14 protein-coding genes and 1 pseudogene are annotated in these 15,033 nt (G+C 71.0%); 10 read left to right on the top strand and 5 right to left on the bottom strand.

The genetic code is table 11. From position 1 onward, the window contains the following. Positions 1–127 precede the first annotated feature (127 nt). The 3 genes from IOE58_RS11690 (at position 128) to IOE58_RS11700 (ending at position 3,798) form a co-directional block, all read left to right on the top strand. Entirely contained in the window at positions 128–1,042 is a 915-nt protein-coding gene (locus IOE58_RS11690; protein ID WP_348981968.1) for a formate/nitrite transporter family protein, read from the top strand. A 242-nt stretch (positions 1,043–1,284) separates the two neighbouring features. Beyond that, entirely contained in the window at positions 1,285–2,751 is a 1,467-nt protein-coding gene (locus IOE58_RS11695) for an FAD-dependent oxidoreductase (protein WP_193866552.1), read from the top strand. Between the two features lie 69 nt (positions 2,752–2,820). Next, on the top strand, positions 2,821–3,798 hold the full coding sequence (locus tag IOE58_RS11700; RefSeq protein ID WP_193866553.1) for a zinc-binding dehydrogenase: 978 nt from the start codon (positions 2,821–2,823) through the stop codon (positions 3,796–3,798). A 92-nt stretch (positions 3,799–3,890) separates the two neighbouring features. On the opposite strand, the gene IOE58_RS11705 is transcribed toward IOE58_RS11700, so the two are convergent. From IOE58_RS11705 to IOE58_RS11715, 3 genes are all read right to left on the bottom strand, one after another. Next, positions 3,891–4,313, bottom strand: a complete 423-nt coding sequence (locus IOE58_RS11705; protein ID WP_010550080.1) for an organic hydroperoxide resistance protein — start codon at positions 4,311–4,313, stop codon at positions 3,891–3,893. Next, the gene (locus tag IOE58_RS11710) at positions 4,310–4,906 is read right to left on the bottom strand and encodes a TetR/AcrR family transcriptional regulator (protein WP_193866554.1); all 597 of its coding nucleotides are present in this window, start codon (positions 4,904–4,906) and stop codon (positions 4,310–4,312) included. The genes IOE58_RS11705 and IOE58_RS11710 overlap by 4 nt, the downstream gene beginning before the upstream one ends. A gap of 141 nt (positions 4,907–5,047) precedes the next feature. Further along, entirely contained in the window at positions 5,048–6,259 is a 1,212-nt protein-coding gene (locus tag IOE58_RS11715; RefSeq protein ID WP_193866571.1) for a pyridoxal phosphate-dependent aminotransferase, read from the bottom strand. A gap of 564 nt (positions 6,260–6,823) precedes the next feature. Between IOE58_RS11715 and IOE58_RS11720 the strand changes: the two genes are divergently transcribed. After that, entirely contained in the window at positions 6,824–7,507 is a 684-nt protein-coding gene (locus IOE58_RS11720) for a hypothetical protein (protein ID WP_193866555.1), read from the top strand. Between the two features lie 106 nt (positions 7,508–7,613). Here IOE58_RS11720 and IOE58_RS11725 read toward each other — a convergent pair whose 3' ends face one another. Both IOE58_RS11725 and IOE58_RS11730 read right to left on the bottom strand, forming a co-directional pair. Beyond that, on the bottom strand, positions 7,614–8,198 hold the full coding sequence (locus IOE58_RS11725) for a DUF4126 domain-containing protein (RefSeq protein ID WP_193866556.1): 585 nt from the start codon (positions 8,196–8,198) through the stop codon (positions 7,614–7,616). Positions 8,199–8,270: 72 nt separating this feature from the next. Continuing rightward, on the bottom strand, positions 8,271–8,918 hold the full coding sequence (locus IOE58_RS11730) for a PH domain-containing protein (RefSeq protein ID WP_193866557.1): 648 nt from the start codon (positions 8,916–8,918) through the stop codon (positions 8,271–8,273). Between the two features lie 34 nt (positions 8,919–8,952). On the opposite strand from IOE58_RS11730, the gene IOE58_RS11735 reads away from it, so the two are divergent. From IOE58_RS11735 to IOE58_RS11760, 6 genes and pseudogenes are all read left to right on the top strand, one after another. Beyond that, a complete protein-coding gene (locus IOE58_RS11735; protein ID WP_193866558.1) occupies positions 8,953–9,585 on the top strand; it encodes a hypothetical protein in 633 nt (210 codons plus the stop codon). Between the two features lie 339 nt (positions 9,586–9,924). Beyond that, positions 9,925–10,548 (top strand): DUF47 domain-containing protein, encoded by a 624-nt coding sequence (locus tag IOE58_RS11740; protein ID WP_193866559.1) that lies wholly within the window; start codon positions 9,925–9,927, stop codon positions 10,546–10,548. Beyond that, positions 10,549–11,562 (top strand): inorganic phosphate transporter, encoded by a 1,014-nt coding sequence (locus IOE58_RS11745; RefSeq protein WP_193866560.1) that lies wholly within the window; start codon positions 10,549–10,551, stop codon positions 11,560–11,562. A gap of 378 nt (positions 11,563–11,940) precedes the next feature. After that, entirely contained in the window at positions 11,941–12,498 is a 558-nt protein-coding gene (locus IOE58_RS11750) for a hypothetical protein (protein ID WP_193866561.1), read from the top strand. Between the two features lie 138 nt (positions 12,499–12,636). After that, positions 12,637–14,274 carry a phosphoglucomutase (alpha-D-glucose-1,6-bisphosphate-dependent) gene (gene pgm, locus IOE58_RS11755; protein WP_193866562.1) on the top strand — a complete coding sequence of 546 codons (1,638 nt, stop codon included), beginning with the start codon at positions 12,637–12,639 and terminating at the stop codon, positions 14,272–14,274. A 234-nt stretch (positions 14,275–14,508) separates the two neighbouring features. Further along, a pseudogene (locus tag IOE58_RS11760) lies at positions 14,509–15,033 on the top strand (hypothetical protein); the annotation flags it as partial.

Raw genomic sequence — 15,033 nt, forward strand, 5'->3', positions numbered from 1 at the left:
GGACACGCTCGCCGTTTCGGGCTGAACGGTCTCCTTCCGCAGGTAACAGGGCGTAACCTGGATTCCTCCTGAGTACGAGAGAAGGAATCCCCCATGAGTTCACCCGCCCCCGGGCCCGGCGCCTCCGGTGCGCCGGCTCCCGCTCCGCTCCCCGCCCAGCACGGCGATCCCTGCACCGAAGGCTCTCGCCAAGGCGCTCGAGGACGGCATGTACGCCAAGGCGACCACGCCCTACGGCCGCATGTTCCTGCTGTCCCTGACCGGCGGCGCGTTCATCGCCTGGGGCTTCATCTACATGGTCACCTCCCAGCAGGGGATGACCGAATGGCCCACCGGCATCGCCAAGGTCCTCGGCGGTGTCGTGTTCTCCGTGGGCCTGGGACTGGTCGTGATGAGCGGATCGGACCTGTTCACCGGCACCACCATGACCGTCATGCCGTGGCTGTCCAAGCGGATCACCGCCGGCAAGATGCTCGCTCACTGGGGCATCTCCATCACCGGCAACTTCATCGGCTCCGCGCTGATGGCGCTGCTGATCCTGCTGGCCGGCGTGCACGCCTCCAATGGCGGGGCATGGGGCCTGATCACGCTGAACACCTCGCTGGCCAAGGTCTCCTACGACTGGCCGCGCGCCTTCTTCCTGGGCCTGCTGGCCAACTTCGCCGTGTGCCTCGCGGTGTGGATCGCGACCGCCGGCAAGACGGTCACCGACAAGATCCTCGCCGTGATCGGCCCGATCTCGCTGTTCGTGGCCACCGGCCTCGAGCACTCGGTGGCCAACATGTTCATGCTGCCGATGGGCCTGATGGTCAAGTACGGCGCGGGGGACGAGTTCTGGAACGGTGCCGCCGTCCAGGAGGCCGGAGTGACCGTCGATGACTTCGCGGCGCTGACGCCGCTGTCCGTGGTGTGGGACAACCTGATCCCGGTGATCCTCGGCAACATCGTCGGCGGTGCCGTGTTCGTGGGCGTCTACTTCTGGCTGGCCTACAACAAGCCGGAGACCTCCGCCGCGAAGGAAGAGGCCCGCAAGGACAGCTGACCCGGAGACAGCTGTCCCTAAGGGCAGCCTGCCCTGGTGGGCCGGGCTCCCGCCCGCCCCGCCGCTCGACCACCATCGCGCACCCCTCGGAGCATCGTGGGGTGCGCAATGCTGCCAGGGGTGCGTCAGCCCCCTCACACCACCCTCTCCCCCACGAATTCCGCGTATAAAGTGGTGCGGAAATCTGCGCGCTGCGGCGCGCTCCCGTCCGGCGCATCCGTGCGCCACGAGACCGAGGTGAGATGTCCTCCTCCCCGCAGTCCCTCCGCCTGGCCGTCATCGGATCCGGCCCCGCCGGCGTGTACGCCGCAGAGACCCTGCTGCGCTCCGAGCCCGTGAAGTCCGGGCGCCTGGAGGTCCAGGCCGACATCTTCGACAGGCTCCCCGCCCCGTTCGGGCTGATCCGCTACGGCGTGGCCCCGGACCATCCGCGCATCAAGGGGATCATCACCGCGCTGCACCGCATCCTGGGCCGCGGCGACATCCGCTTCCTGGGGCACGTGGAGTTCGGCACCGATCTGACCATCGAGGACCTGCGCGAGCACTACGACGCGGTCGTGTTCGCCACCGGCGCCCTGAAGGACGCCGACCTGGACATCCCCGGCATCGAACTGGACGGCTCCTACGGTGCCGCCGACTTCGTGGCCTGGTACGACGGGAACCCGGACTATCCGCGCACCTGGCCGCTGGAGGCCGAGCAGGTCGCGGTGATCGGCAACGGCAACGTGGCCCTCGACGTGGCCCGTGTGCTGTCCAAGAGCGCCGACGAGCTGCTGCGCACCGAGATCCCCGCCAACGTGCACGAGGGGCTGGCCGCCGCCCGCACCACCGATGTGCACGTGTTCGGCCGCCGCGGACCCGCCCAGGCAAAGTTCTCGCCGCTGGAGACCCGCGAGCTGGCCCACCCCAAGGGTGTGCAGGTGGTCATGGACCCCCGCGACCTCGAGCAGATCAGCGAGGCCGAATGGGAGGCCATCAAGGCCGACAAGCGCACCGACCAGGTGGTGCAGAGCTTCGTGAACTGGCTCGAGGAGCAGCAGCGCCGCGAGGCCGCGGGCGAGGAGCCCACCGACCACCACGGCGGGCCCGTCACCCGGCGCCTGCACATGCACTTCTGGCATCGGCCCGTCGAGGTGCTCGGCGAGGACGGGAACGTCACCGGCATGCGCTTCGAGCGCACCCGGCTCGACGAGGAGGGGCGCCTGGAGGGTACCGGCGAGTTCGTCGACTACGAGATGCAGGCCGTGTACCGGGCGGTGGGGTACTTCGGCAGCGAGCTTGCCGGGATCCCCTACGACTCCTCCCGCGGCGTGATCAGCAACGTCGCCGGCCGTGTCACCGAGGCGGATGGCACCGTGCTGCCGGGCCTGTACGCCAACGGCTGGATCAAGCGCGGCCCCGTCGGCCTGATCGGCGCGACGAAGTCCGATGCGATCGAGACCGTGGGCTCCCTGCTGGAGGACCTCGAGTCCGGGCAGCTGCCCACCGCGCCGGAGCGCGACAACGACGCGATCGTGCGCCTGCTGGACTCCCGCGGGGTGCAGTACACGACGTGGGAGGGCTGGATGGCGCTGGACGCGCACGAGAAGGCCCTCGGTGCGGCCGCGGTGGATGCCGACGGCCAGCCGCGCGCCCGCATCAAGGTCGTGGACCGCGAGGAGATGGTCCGCATCGCCCGCGAGGGCGCACCGCAGCCCACGCACGCCTGAGCCGCGCACGAGCAGCAGGCACCCCGCCGCTATAGTGGAATGATTGTTCCACAATCGAGAGGCGATCCCATGCTCACCATCACCTACGACCGCTTCGGCGATCCCGCCGACGTCCTGCGCACCGCCGAGGCCGATGCCCCTGTTCCGGCCGCCGGCGAGGCGCTGCTGAGGATGTCGCTGAGCCCGATCCACCACCACGACCTGTGGACGATCCGCGGCTCCTACGGCGTCCGCCCCGCGCTGCCCTCCGGCGCCGGCAGCGAGGCCGTCGCGGTGGTGGAGGCGCTCGGCGAGGGCGTCGAGGGCTACGCCGTCGGCGACCGTGTCGCGGCGACCGGGATCACCGGAGCCTGGGCGGAGCTGTTCACCGCCCCCGCCTCCTCGCTGGTCCCGGTGCCGGCCGAGCTGCCGGACGAGTCCGCCGCCCAGCTCGTGGCCATGCCCTTCAGCGCCGTCTCCCTGCTCGAGCACCTCGACCTCGCTCCCGGCGAGGTGCTCGTGCAGAACGCCGCGACCGGGGCCGTCGGCCGCCTCGTCGCGCAGTTCGCTCGGCTGCGCGGGATCCGCGTCATCAGCCTGGTGCGGCGCGGCAGCGGCGTCGAGGAGCTCGCCGCGCAGGGCATCGGGGACGTCGTCGCCACCGATCGGGAGGACTGGCAGGAGCAGGCGCGTGCGCTGATCGGAGAGGCGCGCGTCGCGGCGGGGCTGGACTCCGTGGGCGGCGAGGCGGCGGGCCAGGTGCTCTCGCTGCTCGGGGACGGCGGTCGCCTGGTGGTCTTCGGGGCGATGGGCGACTCGACCATGGCGCTCCCCTCGGGCCCGATCATCTTCCGCGATCTGAAGGTCGAGGGCTTCTGGGGCTCCCGGATCTCGGCGGAGATGGCGCCGGAGGTGCGTCGCCGGCTCATCGGCGAGATCTTCTCCGGCCTGCTCTCCGGCGAGGTCACCCTGCCGGTCGCGGCCACCTTCCCGCTGGAGGAGGTCGCCGCCGCCGTGGCGGCCACGCTGACCGACGGCCGACAGGGCAAGGTGCTGCTGCGCCCGTGAGCAGCATGCCGCAGCACGAGGAGCCCCGGCGGGATCGATCCCGCCGGGGCTCCTCGCACCTGCCCGACGCCTGCCGGCCGGACGCGGGGCGGTCAGTCGTCGGTGACGGTGACGACCACCGGGATGTTGCCCCGGGTGGCGTTCGAGTACGGGCACACCTGGTGCGCGGCGTCGGCCAGCGCCTGGGCGGTGTCGTGGTCGAGCTCCGGGATGACCACCTCGAGCTCGACGGCGAGCGAGAAGCCGCCGGACTCCTCCGAGCCGATGGTGACGCGGGCGCCGACGCTCGAGCCGTCGATCGCGACCTTCTGCTGCCGGGCGACGGCCTGCAGGGCGGAGTGGAAGCAGGCGGAGTACCCGGCGGCGAAGAGCTGCTCGGGGTTGGCGCCGGCGCCGGTGCCGCCCATGGCGGTCGGGACGGCGAGGTCGAAGGCGAGATCCGACTCGGCGACATCGACGTGGCCGTCGCGGCCGCCGCCGGTGGCCAGGGCTTCGGTGGTGTAGAGGGGCTTCATGGGTGTCCTTGCTCCTGGTTCTGGAGTGCGGTGAGGGCGGAGTCGATCGCGGCGGTGGCCGCATCCCGGTCCACCCGGGTCATGACCAGCGCGCTGATCAGCAGCGCGACGCAGGTCTCGACGAGCTGCGCGCGCTCCTGCGGCGACTGGTCGGGGCGTCGGGCCTGCACGCCGCGGGTGAAGGCGGCGAGCAGCTCGGCGCGATAGGCGCGCACGGCCTCGGCGATCCCGTCGTCCCGGGCGAGCCCGGAGCAGGCGGTGTTCACCAGCAGGCATCCGTCGGAGAGGGTGCGGCCGGACGGGTCCGCGAACAGCGCGCGGGCCGCGAGGAAGTAGCGCTCGAGAGCATCGGGGGCGACCTCGGGCGCGCGCAGCGGGGCGAGCCCGGGGCGGACGACGCGCTCGAGGTAGTCCTCGATCGCGGCGTCGAACAGACCGCGCTTGGAGCCGAAGGCGTGGTAGATGCTGCTGGCGTTCAGTCCGGTGGCCCGCTGGAGGCTCGCCATGGAGGCGCCCTCGTACCCTTCGCTCCAGAACACGTCGCGGGCGGAGCGCACGGTGTCCTCCCGCACGAAGGCGGACTGTCGTCCCATGCCCCCTCCTGCTCGCTGCCTGCTCGTCGTCGTTCCTCGCCCGGGCTGTCGGCGCCGGGCACAGCCCACTATAGTGGAACGATCATTCCAATCGAGCTCGGAGGTCGCGATGCTCACCCTCGCCCGAGCGACCGGGCGCCCTCAACGGCGGATCGAGGCGAGGTGGTCGGCGATGCGGTCCACGGCGTCGGCGAGCACGTCGGCCTGCGGGAGGGTCACCAGACGCAGGTGGTCGGGCTCGGGGTAGTTGAAGCCGGTGCCGTGGTTGACCAGCAGCTTCTTCGAGCGCAGCAGGTCGTAGGCGAACTCCTCGTCGCTGTGGATCCGGTACATCTCCAGGTCCAGCTTCGGGAACATGTACAGCGCGCCCTCGGCCTTGACCACGCTCACCCCGGGGATCTCACTGAGGCCCTCGTAGGCCACGTCCCGCTGCTCGCGCAGCCTGCCGCCCGGCAGCACCAGGTCGTTGATGGACTGGTAGCCGCCCAGTGCCGTGGCCACCACGTGCTGGGCCGGGACATTGGGGCACAGCCGCATGTTGGAGAGCACCTCGAGTCCCTCGATGAAGCTGGTGGCATCGTCCTGGGGGCCGTACAGGGTCATCCAGCCGGCCCGGAACCCAGCCACCCGGTACGCCTTGGACAACCCGTTGAAGGTGATCGTCAGCAGGTCCGGAGCGAGGGACCCGATCGGGGTGTGCACCGCATCGTCGTAGAGGATCTTGTCGTAGATCTCATCGGCCAGGATCAGCAGGCCGTGCTTGCGGGCCACCTCCACGATCTCGCGCAGCACCCGCTCGGGGTACACAGCGCCAGTGGGGTTGTTGGGGTTGATCACCACGATGGCCTTGGTGCGCTCGGTGACCCTGTCGGCGATGTCGCTGACATCGGGCCACCAGCTGTCCTGCTCATCGCAGCGGTAGTGGACAGCGCGCCCGCCGGCCAGGGAGACGGCGGCGGTCCACAGCGGGTAGTCGGGCTGCGGGATCAGCACCTCGTCGCCGTCGTCCACCAACGCCTGGCAGACCATCTGGATCAGCTCGGAGACCCCGTTGCCCAGGAACACGTCGTCCAGCTCGATGCCGGGCATGCCGCGCATCTGGTAGTACTGCGCAACGGCACGCCGGGCCGCGGGAATGCCGCGCGAATCGGAGTACCCCTGGGCCGTGGGCAGGTTCTTGATCATGTCCACGAGGATCTCGTCGGGTGCCTCGAAGCCGAACGGCGCGGGGTTGCCGATGTTGAGCTTGAGGATCTGGTGGCCCTGAGCCTCCATGCGCGCGGCCTCCGCCGGGACCGGCCCGCGGATCTCGTAGCAGACGTCGCGCAACTTGGAGGACTGGGTGAGGATCATCGGGCGCTCCTGGGTCATGGGGTGGGGACAGAGTAGCGGCTGCCGGGCCGACGGCTCCGGCTTCGCACCAGGGTCACCTGCCGCACCGCCCGGATCGACGGCCAGGCGCTGCAGACGGACTTCCCCGAGGTCGAGGACGGGCGCCTCGACTGCTATCTGGCCGACGAGGTCCGGGGGCTCGAGGTCCTCCTGGAGGTGGAGCTGACCGCGCACGGCCGGGGCCACGGCGCAGGTCTCGCGGGCCGTGACCTTCACCCCGATGAAACGGGGGTGGACCTCGTCGACGTCGAGGGGTTCCTGGGGCCTGCCGCGCTCCCGGTTCACCAAAGGCAACTCGCGCAGCAGGCCGACGTCCAGCACGTCGTGTATGGGGCGGGGATCGGGGTGGATGGAGGTGGGGAGCCGCATGCATGGGGCGGGACCGGGATGGGAGGATCGCGCCTCGGCCGGCCCTCCACAGGATCCCGGCCGGGGATGCATCCGGCGCCTCCCATCTGACATGCTTCCGGTGACGACGCACGCCCTGCGCGCACCCGGCGCGAGAGCAGACCACGAGGGGAAGCCATGACCGAGACCACCGTCGATGTCGATGCTCAGGACGAGCCCACCATCTACACGGCCTACGAGATCGACTTCATGCTGAACCTGCGCCCCACCGCACAGGGCGCGGTCACGCGGGAGCAGATCGGCCTGCGCAGCGCCCCGGAGGAGGCCCGCGAGTTCGTGACGGCCGCGGTCACCTCCGGCCTGCGGGCACGGGGAAAGGTGGAGCGCTCGGACGACGGCCAGTGGCTGCTGGGCGAGGAGGGCCAGGTGATCGCCACCGCGCTGACCGCCGCCGATCGCTGGATGGGGATCGCGCTGGCCGAGGGGGATGCGATGCGCATGGCCTTCGTGATCAAGGCCAACGAGGCCATCCTGATGCTCACACAGGACGAGCTGGACTCCTTCATCGTCTCGGCCCTGCCGGACGCCGAGCAGGTGCCGGCCTCCGTGGGAGAGGTGGTCTCCGCGTTCCTGGCCGAGGGCCGCGAACGCACCGTCTCCCTGCGTCGCACCGATGGCGCTGATCCGTCGGCCACGGTCCCGCTGATGTTCCACGTCGAGGAGGACGGCCGCTGGAAGGTGGGTCATCTGCCGCTGGACGACCAGGGCGTGCTGTCGGTCTCGGAGCTGCCGCGCGATGGCGTCGAGCAAGCCGTGCGCTCGCTGTGGCAGAACGGCGTCAGCGAGGCGCCCGGCGCCTGAGGCATCGTCGCGTCTGAGGCGTCGTTCCGCACGCACACGTGGCAGGGGCCGGAGCAGCATCGCGCTGCTCCGGCCCCTGCGTCTGCGGCCCGTGGCCGGGATGCGCTCAGGCATTCCCGGCGGCGCGTCTGGCCCGTGCCTCGGCGAGGCGGCTGCGCAGGTTCCGGTACGCCCGGTGGATCCGGTACGCGAGGTAGAGCCCGGCTGCCAGCATCACCAGGGCCAGGATCCCGGCCACGACCGGAAGCACGACGGTGAGCACGGCGATCACAACGACCGCCACGTCCTCACCGACGGAGACCAGTGCGTTGGACACCGGTTCAGGTGACACGTTGACCGCCGCGCGGGCTGTGGCCTTGGTGGTGTGGACGCCGAGCGCGGCACCGGCACCGAGCACGGCCATCACGATCGCGGAGGTGGTGTCGGTCTGCCCGCCCACCAGGTACCCGATGGCACCGCCGGCGACGGGGCGGATCACGGTGTGCAGCTGGTCCCAGAAGGAATCGAGGAACGCGATCTTGTCGGCAGCGAAGTCGACCATCAGCAGGATCCCGGTGATCACCAGCACGTCGGTGCGCTGCAGCGCATCGGGGATCTGCTCAAGAGCGAAGAGGCGGCCGGACAGGCCCAGGACGAAGGCCATGAGGTAGGGCCTCATGCCGCTTGCCACGCCGGAGCTGAGCGTCATCATCAGGGCCTCCATGGAGGTCCCCCCTTCTCCTGCCGGCGGGCCGGCGGTCTCATCGTGTGGACTGCGGAGGTGTCAACGACGGGGGCGTCGCTCGGATTCCCGCCGGTGCAGTTCGATGCGCAGTGCCCGGATGTCCTGGCCGGACGGAGCGGAGTACTCCCACAGGGGGCGGTCGAAGGCGGGCATGACCACGCGCCTGCCGTCCCGCAGGCGCAGGGCAGCGGTGAGCCAGTGCACCGGGTGCACCACGCGCGACTCGACCGCCACCACCTCCGCCCAGGGAACCGTGCGTGCACCGAGCGCACCGACCACGCGCAGCCCGTCATCGGAGATCTCCACCCGGGAGCGGGCTGCTGCCAGGGCCGTGATCACGAATCTGGCACCCAGCAGCCCGGCCACGAGCGCCAGTCCCCCCAGGCCCAGCAGCACCAGCAGCATGCCCAGACCCGGGGAGCGGCCGTCCTCCAGCCCGGACCACACCAGCACCCCCACGATCACCATCACCAGCGCGGCCCCCAGCAGCAGGGCCGCCGCGATCAGCCGCACCACGGTGTCCCTGGTGGCATGGGCGGGCAGCAGGGCGCGCACCATCGGGCGAGCCCCGCGCGGACGCGGGCCCTGCAGCTCCTGCACCATCCGCTCCACCGTGGCGCTGCTGCGGCTGTAGTCGGGCAGTGCGCGGCGATCGGTGTCCGGGCCGAGATGGCGGGGGATCGTCATGGGCCCAGGCTAGACCCTGCGTAGAGTCATGCCCATGGACTCCACCAGCCCCCGCTTCCGTCGCCCCGCCCCGCTGTTCAACTCGGTGGCGGAGGCCATCCCCGGCGAGCCGGATCCCGCGTCCTCGACGGATCTGGCCCACGACTCCGCACAGGCACTGCTGGACGGGGTGTACCGCACGGCTGACCCGGAGGTCGTCGACCGCGTGGTGGGACTGGTGGCGCAGGAGGGCCTGGGAGACCTGGCGGCGCTGTGGTCGGCCTCCCCCGCTACCACCCTGCCCGGGGCACTGTGGCGGCTGTACGTGCTGCACACCTGGGTGCAGCGCAACGGCGATGACGTGGTGTGCCGATATCGCAGCGGATCGCGCACGGTGCCTGGACTGCGCTACCTCTCCGGCATCGCGGAGCCGCCGGACGTCGAGCAGGTGCGCCGCACGATGGACGACATCCTGCGCGGCGCCTTCACCGGTGACCTCGCGCTGGCCCTGAACCGGGCAGGGGCGGTGGCCACGGTTGCCGCCCACGGCACGGCCCACCTGGCCGATCGCGAGGACGTCGACGAGGCGGAGCAGGAGCGGCTGATGGTGCAGGCCGAGCGGCTGCTGTCCACCGGAGAGGCGCTCGTCGCCGCCGGCCACCAGGCGGAGGCCGGCACGCTGGAGTGAGGCCGGGGCCACCGGCACGCCGGCTCCCGCGGTGAGACCCGGGAGCCACCGCCGCGATGGCCCGGCGGCAGTGGGAGCACCGGCCCGGCTGTGACGAGGTCTGCGCAAGATCGCCCGGCAGCACGGTGTGAGATCGGCGTCGTCGCTCGTGGTGGCCCACCTCAGGGCAGGTGCTCTACGATGGCTCATGCGCCGGGCCGCGGTTGCCCCGGGCTCCAACATCTGCCGCTTCGAGCGGCCTTCGCGCCGACAGGCGCATCCCGGTCCGGCGCACCAACGTCATCGGCCCCCGGCTGTGGTCGGCGAGTGCCGCCCGGCCCCACGAGGAGGCGCGCGAGCGTGGACCTGTTCTTCCCGCGCAGGGTCGAACGTCCGCTGTACGGACAGTTCGGGGAGCTCGCGCAGATCCTGGTGCAGGCCGCCGACGCCCATTCCCGTCTGCTCGGCCACGGGTACCGCGAGCGCAGCCGGATCCTGCCCGCCCTGCACGAGAACGCCACACGCGCCACGGAGCTGTGCGGCCGCATCGCCAACCGTCTGGCGGAATCGCTGATCACCCCGTACGAGGCAGAGCTGCTGTACGAGTTCGCACTCACCATCGCCGATACCACCGACTCCCTCGAGCACACCTCCGAGCTGCTCGTGCTCACCCGGGTGGGCTCCCTGCCCACCCCGCTGCTGGAGGCCGCCAAGGGCATCGAGCGCGCCGCCGAGCACACCCTGGTGGCCACCTGGTCGCTGAACCGAGTGGCGGACATCGAGGACTACTACACCCAGGTGCGCAAGATTCGCCGGCAGGGCGACCGGCTGGTGCGGCAGGCGCTGGCCGAGCTGTACCGCCGCGGCGGGGCCTCCTCCGACCTGCTCGCCTTCCGGGACGTCACCTCGGCGATCGGCCGCACCATCGAGCTGCAGGAGCGCACCGCACGCCTGGCGGACCTGCTGCGGGTCAAGGAAGCCTGAGTGTCCGTCGGACTGCTGGTCCTGGTGGTGGGGCTCGCCCTGGCCCTCGCCTACGTCAACGGATTCCACGACGCCTCCAACGCGGTCTCCACCGCCATCGCGACCCGCTCCCTGCGGGAGTCGACGGCGCTGGCCATGGCCGCCCTGCTGAACCTGCTGGGCGCTCTGCTGGCCCTGCTGATCCTGGCGCTGACCACGACGTGGGCGCTGAGACTGCTGGGTCTGACGGAGATGGCCGCTGCCACTGCGGGGGACCCGGACCTACTGGCCTTCGCACTGATCGCGATAGCACTGTCCACGCTCGCCTGGGAGGTGGGCACCTGGTGGTACGGGATGCCCTCCTCGACCTGGCACGCCTTCTACGGCGGGGTGGCCGGTGCGTACCTCGCCCTCGGCAAGGGGGGCTCCGTGGACCGGATCGCGGCCCTGGTGCTGATCCCCACCCTGCTGGGGCCGGTGCTGTCGGTGGCGCTGAGCTACCTGGCGATGCGGGCCCTCATGGCTATAGGTCGCACGGAGCGCCTGCGCACCGGGCACATCCGCTTCGCTCAGACGGTCTCTGCGGGCGCGGTGGCCACCGGCCACGGAATGAACGACGTGCGGCTCCCGATGGCGGTGGCGATGGTGGCTGCCGCGTCCGCGGGCCTGGAGCCCGCCTCCACGATGTTCCTGGGAGTCCCGATCGCGGTGGCCGTCGCGGCCGGCACCCTCATGGGCGGCCACCGCATCATCCGCACCATCGGCCGGCGCATGACCGATCTGTCCGCCGCACAGGGGCTGGCCGCCGAGAGCTCGGCCGTCCTGGTGATCGCCGGGCTCGCCGCGGGAATCCACGCGCCGATCTCCACCTCCCACACGCTGGCCTCCGGTGTGGTGGGGGCGGGCCTGGCCCGTGGGCCGCGCCACATCAAGTGGAACGTCGTTCGCAGCGTCGTGCTCACGTGGCTGCTGACACCGTTCGGGACCGGGCTGATGTCCTTGGCAATGGTCATCGTGGTCATCAGCCTGCGCTGAGACCGGGCATCCCCCCGGGACGGCGGGCGCCGATATCCTGGGCGGGCCCCGAGCAGAAGGAGGACCGATGTCCGACCGTGACAGCACCTCAGGCGGCCGACGCCGCCCCACCTACGGGCTGCCCGGTCCGGTCCCCGGCAGGGACGACGCCGCACCGCAGGGGCAGCCCGGTGCACAGGGGCCCGGTGTCCCGGGGTACGACGGCCAGGGATACGGGGCGCAGGGGTACGGCTCGCAGGGGTACGACGGGCAGGAGCAGTACGGTGCCCCGTCCCCGGTCTCGGCCCCCGTCGGCCCGACCGGCCAGGCGCCCCCGCAGCCCGCACAGGATCCCTACGGCGCATCACCCCACGGCCACCCGGCCGGCGCCTCCCCTACGTGGCATCCGCGCCCGCACCCGGCGGGCCCACCCAGCCGCGGAAGCGACGCCGGATCATCCCCCTGGTGGTCGGCCTGGTGCTGCTGCTCGTCATCGCCCCGGCAGTGACCATCGGCGGGCTGGTGTGGTCCTTCGGTTCGATCGTGTCGGACCAGGTCAGCGGACCGGCCGTGCTGCAGGGCAGCTCCGGCGAGGTGCCGATGGCCGCCAACGAGATGATCATCGTGTACATCCCCTCCGAGGACGCGGCCGGCAGCAGCTGCACGGCCGAGACCCCCGATCAGGGGTCGATCACGATCGTTCCCACCTCGGGCACCGTCACCTTCGGCGACGGTTCCACCTACGAGCAGACCATCGGGGTGGCCGCGGTCGCCGACACCACGGTCACCGTCAGCTGCGAGGGCACCGACGCACCCGCCTACCTGGGTCCGTACAGCGTGTTCGGCATCGCTGGCCCGCTGCTCATCGGGCCCGCGATCGGCATCTTGACTGGACTCGTGGGCCTTGTGCTGGTGATCGTGGGCATCGTGAAGCTCGTGCGCTCACGCCGCAGCTGAGCCTCCCGGTCCGCGACGCCCCGCGGTGTGGACCGGAGCGGTGGTCCCGTCTCACCGCTCGACCCTGGCCTGCCGCTGCATCACCCTGCTCCCCTACAGTGGTCTGGCAGGACCACCACCGAGGACGGAGCGCCGCACATGCATCCCCGCGCAGGCCAGAAGGCACAGACCGAGGACCTCGTCGACGTCGACGAGCTGCTCGATGCGTACTACGACATCCACCCCGATCCGTCGGATCCGGACCAGGCCGTGTCCTTCGGGACGTCCGGGCATCGCGGCTCGTCGCTGGACGCGAAGTTCAACGAGGACCACATCGCCGCCACCACGCAGGCCATCGTCGAGTACCGGGCCTCGCAGGGGATCCACGGTCCGCTGTTCATCGGCCGCGACACCCACGCCCTGTCCCGTCCCGCCTTCGACACCGCGCTCGAGGTGCTGGCGGGCAACGAGGTGGCCACCCTCATCGACTCGATGGACGGCTACACGCCCACCCCGGCGATCTCCCACGCGATCCTGGTGCACAACCGGGGCAAGGGCGCCGAGGACTCCTCCCGCGCCGACGGCATCGTGGTCACCCCCAGCCACAACCCGCCCCGGGACGGCGGCTTCAAGTACAACCCGCCCCACGGCGGTCCCGCTGATTCCGATGCCACCTCCTGGATCGCGGATCGCGCCAACGAGATCCTCGCCTCGGGCCTGCGGGACGTGCGTCGTCACGGCCGCCAGAAGGCGCTGCAGGACGCCGGTCGTCACGACTACCTCCACACCTACGTGGAGGACCTCTCCTCCGTGGTCGACATCGCGGCGATCCGGCGGGCCGGGGTGCGCATCGGCGCCGATCCTCTGGGCGGCGCGGCCGTGGACTACTGGGCCACGATCGGTGAGCTGCACGATCTGGACCTCACGGTCGTGAACCCCTCCGTCGATCCGCAGTTCGGATTCATGACTCTGGACCGGGACGGCAAGATCCGAATGGACTGCTCGAGCCCCTGGTCGATGGCCTCGCTGCTGGAGCAGCGCTCGAGCTTCGACATCGCCACCGGCAACGATGCGGACTCCGACCGTCACGGGATCGTCACCCCCGATGCCGGGCTGATGGATCCCAACCACTACCTGGCCGTGGCCATCCGCTACCTCTTCGCCCATCGTCCCGACTGGCCCGCAGGGGCCAAGGTCGGCAAGACGGTGGTGTCCTCCCGGCTGATCGACCAGGTCGTCTCCTCCCTGGGGCGCGAGCTGTTCGAGGTGCCGGTGGGCTTCAAGTGGTTCGTGCCCGGGCTGATCGACTCCTCGGTGGGCTTCGGCGGGGAGGAGAGCGCCGGAGCATCGTTCCTGCGCAAGGACGGATCGGTGTGGACCACCGACAAGGACGGCATCATCCTGGCGCTGCTGGCCTCGGAGATCCTCGCGGTCACCGGGCGCACCCCCAGCCAGCTGCACGCGGAGCTGGTGGAGGAGTTCGGTCGCAGCTCGTACGCGCGTATCGATGCCCCGGCCGATCGGGAGCAGAAGGCGCGTCTGAAGGCGCTCAGCGCCGACGAGGTCACCGCCGACGAGCTGGCCGGCGAGCCGATCACCGCCGCCATCACCGAAGCCCCTGCCGGGGGCGCGATCGGCGGTCTGCGGGTCTCCACCGAGTCGGCCTGGTTCGCGGCACGCCCCTCGGGCACCGAGGACGTGTACAAGATCTACGCGGAGTCGTTCCGCGGTGATGAGCACCTGGCACAGGTGCAGGACGCCGCCAAGGCGCTCGTGGACGGGGTCCTCAGCGACTGACCTCATGGCCCGCGCGGTACCACCGCCCAGGGCGTGGCGCCATGCACAGGTCTCTTGCAACGGAGCCCGCACGTTGTCACCCTGGTACGCCGAAGGTAAAGAATCGGTAGGGTAATGTTCCCGACCGGACCGCAGGACCCAAGGCACCGAGGCTCCCGTTGCACGGGAGCGATAGAGAGAGGGGGTACCGCGTCCATGCGATTGCGAGCACGAATGTGCGTCTGCACCGCCGCCATGGCGATCGCAGCCCCCATCGCTCTTCCGGTGGCTGCTGCCCAGTCGCCGAGCACGGATCTGACCGCAGAGCACCCCGCTGCTGTCGCCGGCATCGGTGTCAGCCTCGCCCTGGGGGCGGATGCCTCCCGCGGCGGGGCCCCCGATGGCAGAGGCAAGAAGCACCCCTGCGGCGATGACCCTCGTGAGGCCTCCTGCGGCAAGGGCAAGGACGACGGGGCTGATCCCGACGACGAGAAGGTCGAGGAACCGATCGAGGATCCGGGCGAGGAGGAGACTCCGCCCGAAGAGGAGACTCCGCCCGAAGATCCGGGTGGAGCTGCCCCTCCCAAGGAGGACTCCGGCGAGGATCCTGCCGAGGAGGAATCCGGCGAGGATCCTGCCGAGGAGGAATCCGGCGAGGATCCTGCCGAGGAGGAAGAGGAGCAGTCCGAGCCGACGCCCACGGGGGCACAACCCCCATCACCTGATCCCACGGAGAGCGCGCGTGCCCTCAGGCCGCCCCCGTCGCCCTCCCCGGCCCCC

It is taken from the genome of Brachybacterium epidermidis (genome assembly GCF_015209585.1).
In the GTDB taxonomy this organism is placed as follows: domain Bacteria; phylum Actinomycetota; class Actinomycetes; order Actinomycetales; family Dermabacteraceae; genus Brachybacterium; species Brachybacterium epidermidis.

What these genes read in the sequence shown, in the direction of transcription:
- IOE58_RS11695 (WP_193866552.1), top strand. Translation starts at nt 1,285, where the DNA reads ATGTCCTCCTCCCCGCAGTCCCTCCGCCTGGCCGTCATCGGATCCGGC.
- IOE58_RS11700 (WP_193866553.1), top strand. Translation starts at nt 2,821, where the DNA reads ATGCTCACCATCACCTACGACCGCTTCGGCGATCCCGCCGACGTCCTG.
- IOE58_RS11705 (WP_010550080.1), bottom strand. Translation starts at nt 4,313, where the DNA reads ATGAAGCCCCTCTACACCACCGAAGCCCTGGCCACCGGCGGCGGCCGC.
- IOE58_RS11710 (WP_193866554.1), bottom strand. Translation starts at nt 4,906, where the DNA reads ATGGGACGACAGTCCGCCTTCGTGCGGGAGGACACCGTGCGCTCCGCC.
- IOE58_RS11715 (WP_193866571.1), bottom strand. Translation starts at nt 6,259, where the DNA reads ATGATCCTCACCCAGTCCTCCAAGTTGCGCGACGTCTGCTACGAGATC.
- IOE58_RS11720 (WP_193866555.1), top strand. Translation starts at nt 6,824, where the DNA reads ATGACCGAGACCACCGTCGATGTCGATGCTCAGGACGAGCCCACCATC.
- IOE58_RS11725 (WP_193866556.1), bottom strand. Translation starts at nt 8,198, where the DNA reads ATGATGACGCTCAGCTCCGGCGTGGCAAGCGGCATGAGGCCCTACCTC.
- IOE58_RS11730 (WP_193866557.1), bottom strand. Translation starts at nt 8,918, where the DNA reads ATGACGATCCCCCGCCATCTCGGCCCGGACACCGATCGCCGCGCACTG.
- IOE58_RS11735 (WP_193866558.1), top strand. Translation starts at nt 8,953, where the DNA reads ATGGACTCCACCAGCCCCCGCTTCCGTCGCCCCGCCCCGCTGTTCAAC.
- pgm (WP_193866562.1), top strand. Translation starts at nt 12,637, where the DNA reads ATGCATCCCCGCGCAGGCCAGAAGGCACAGACCGAGGACCTCGTCGAC.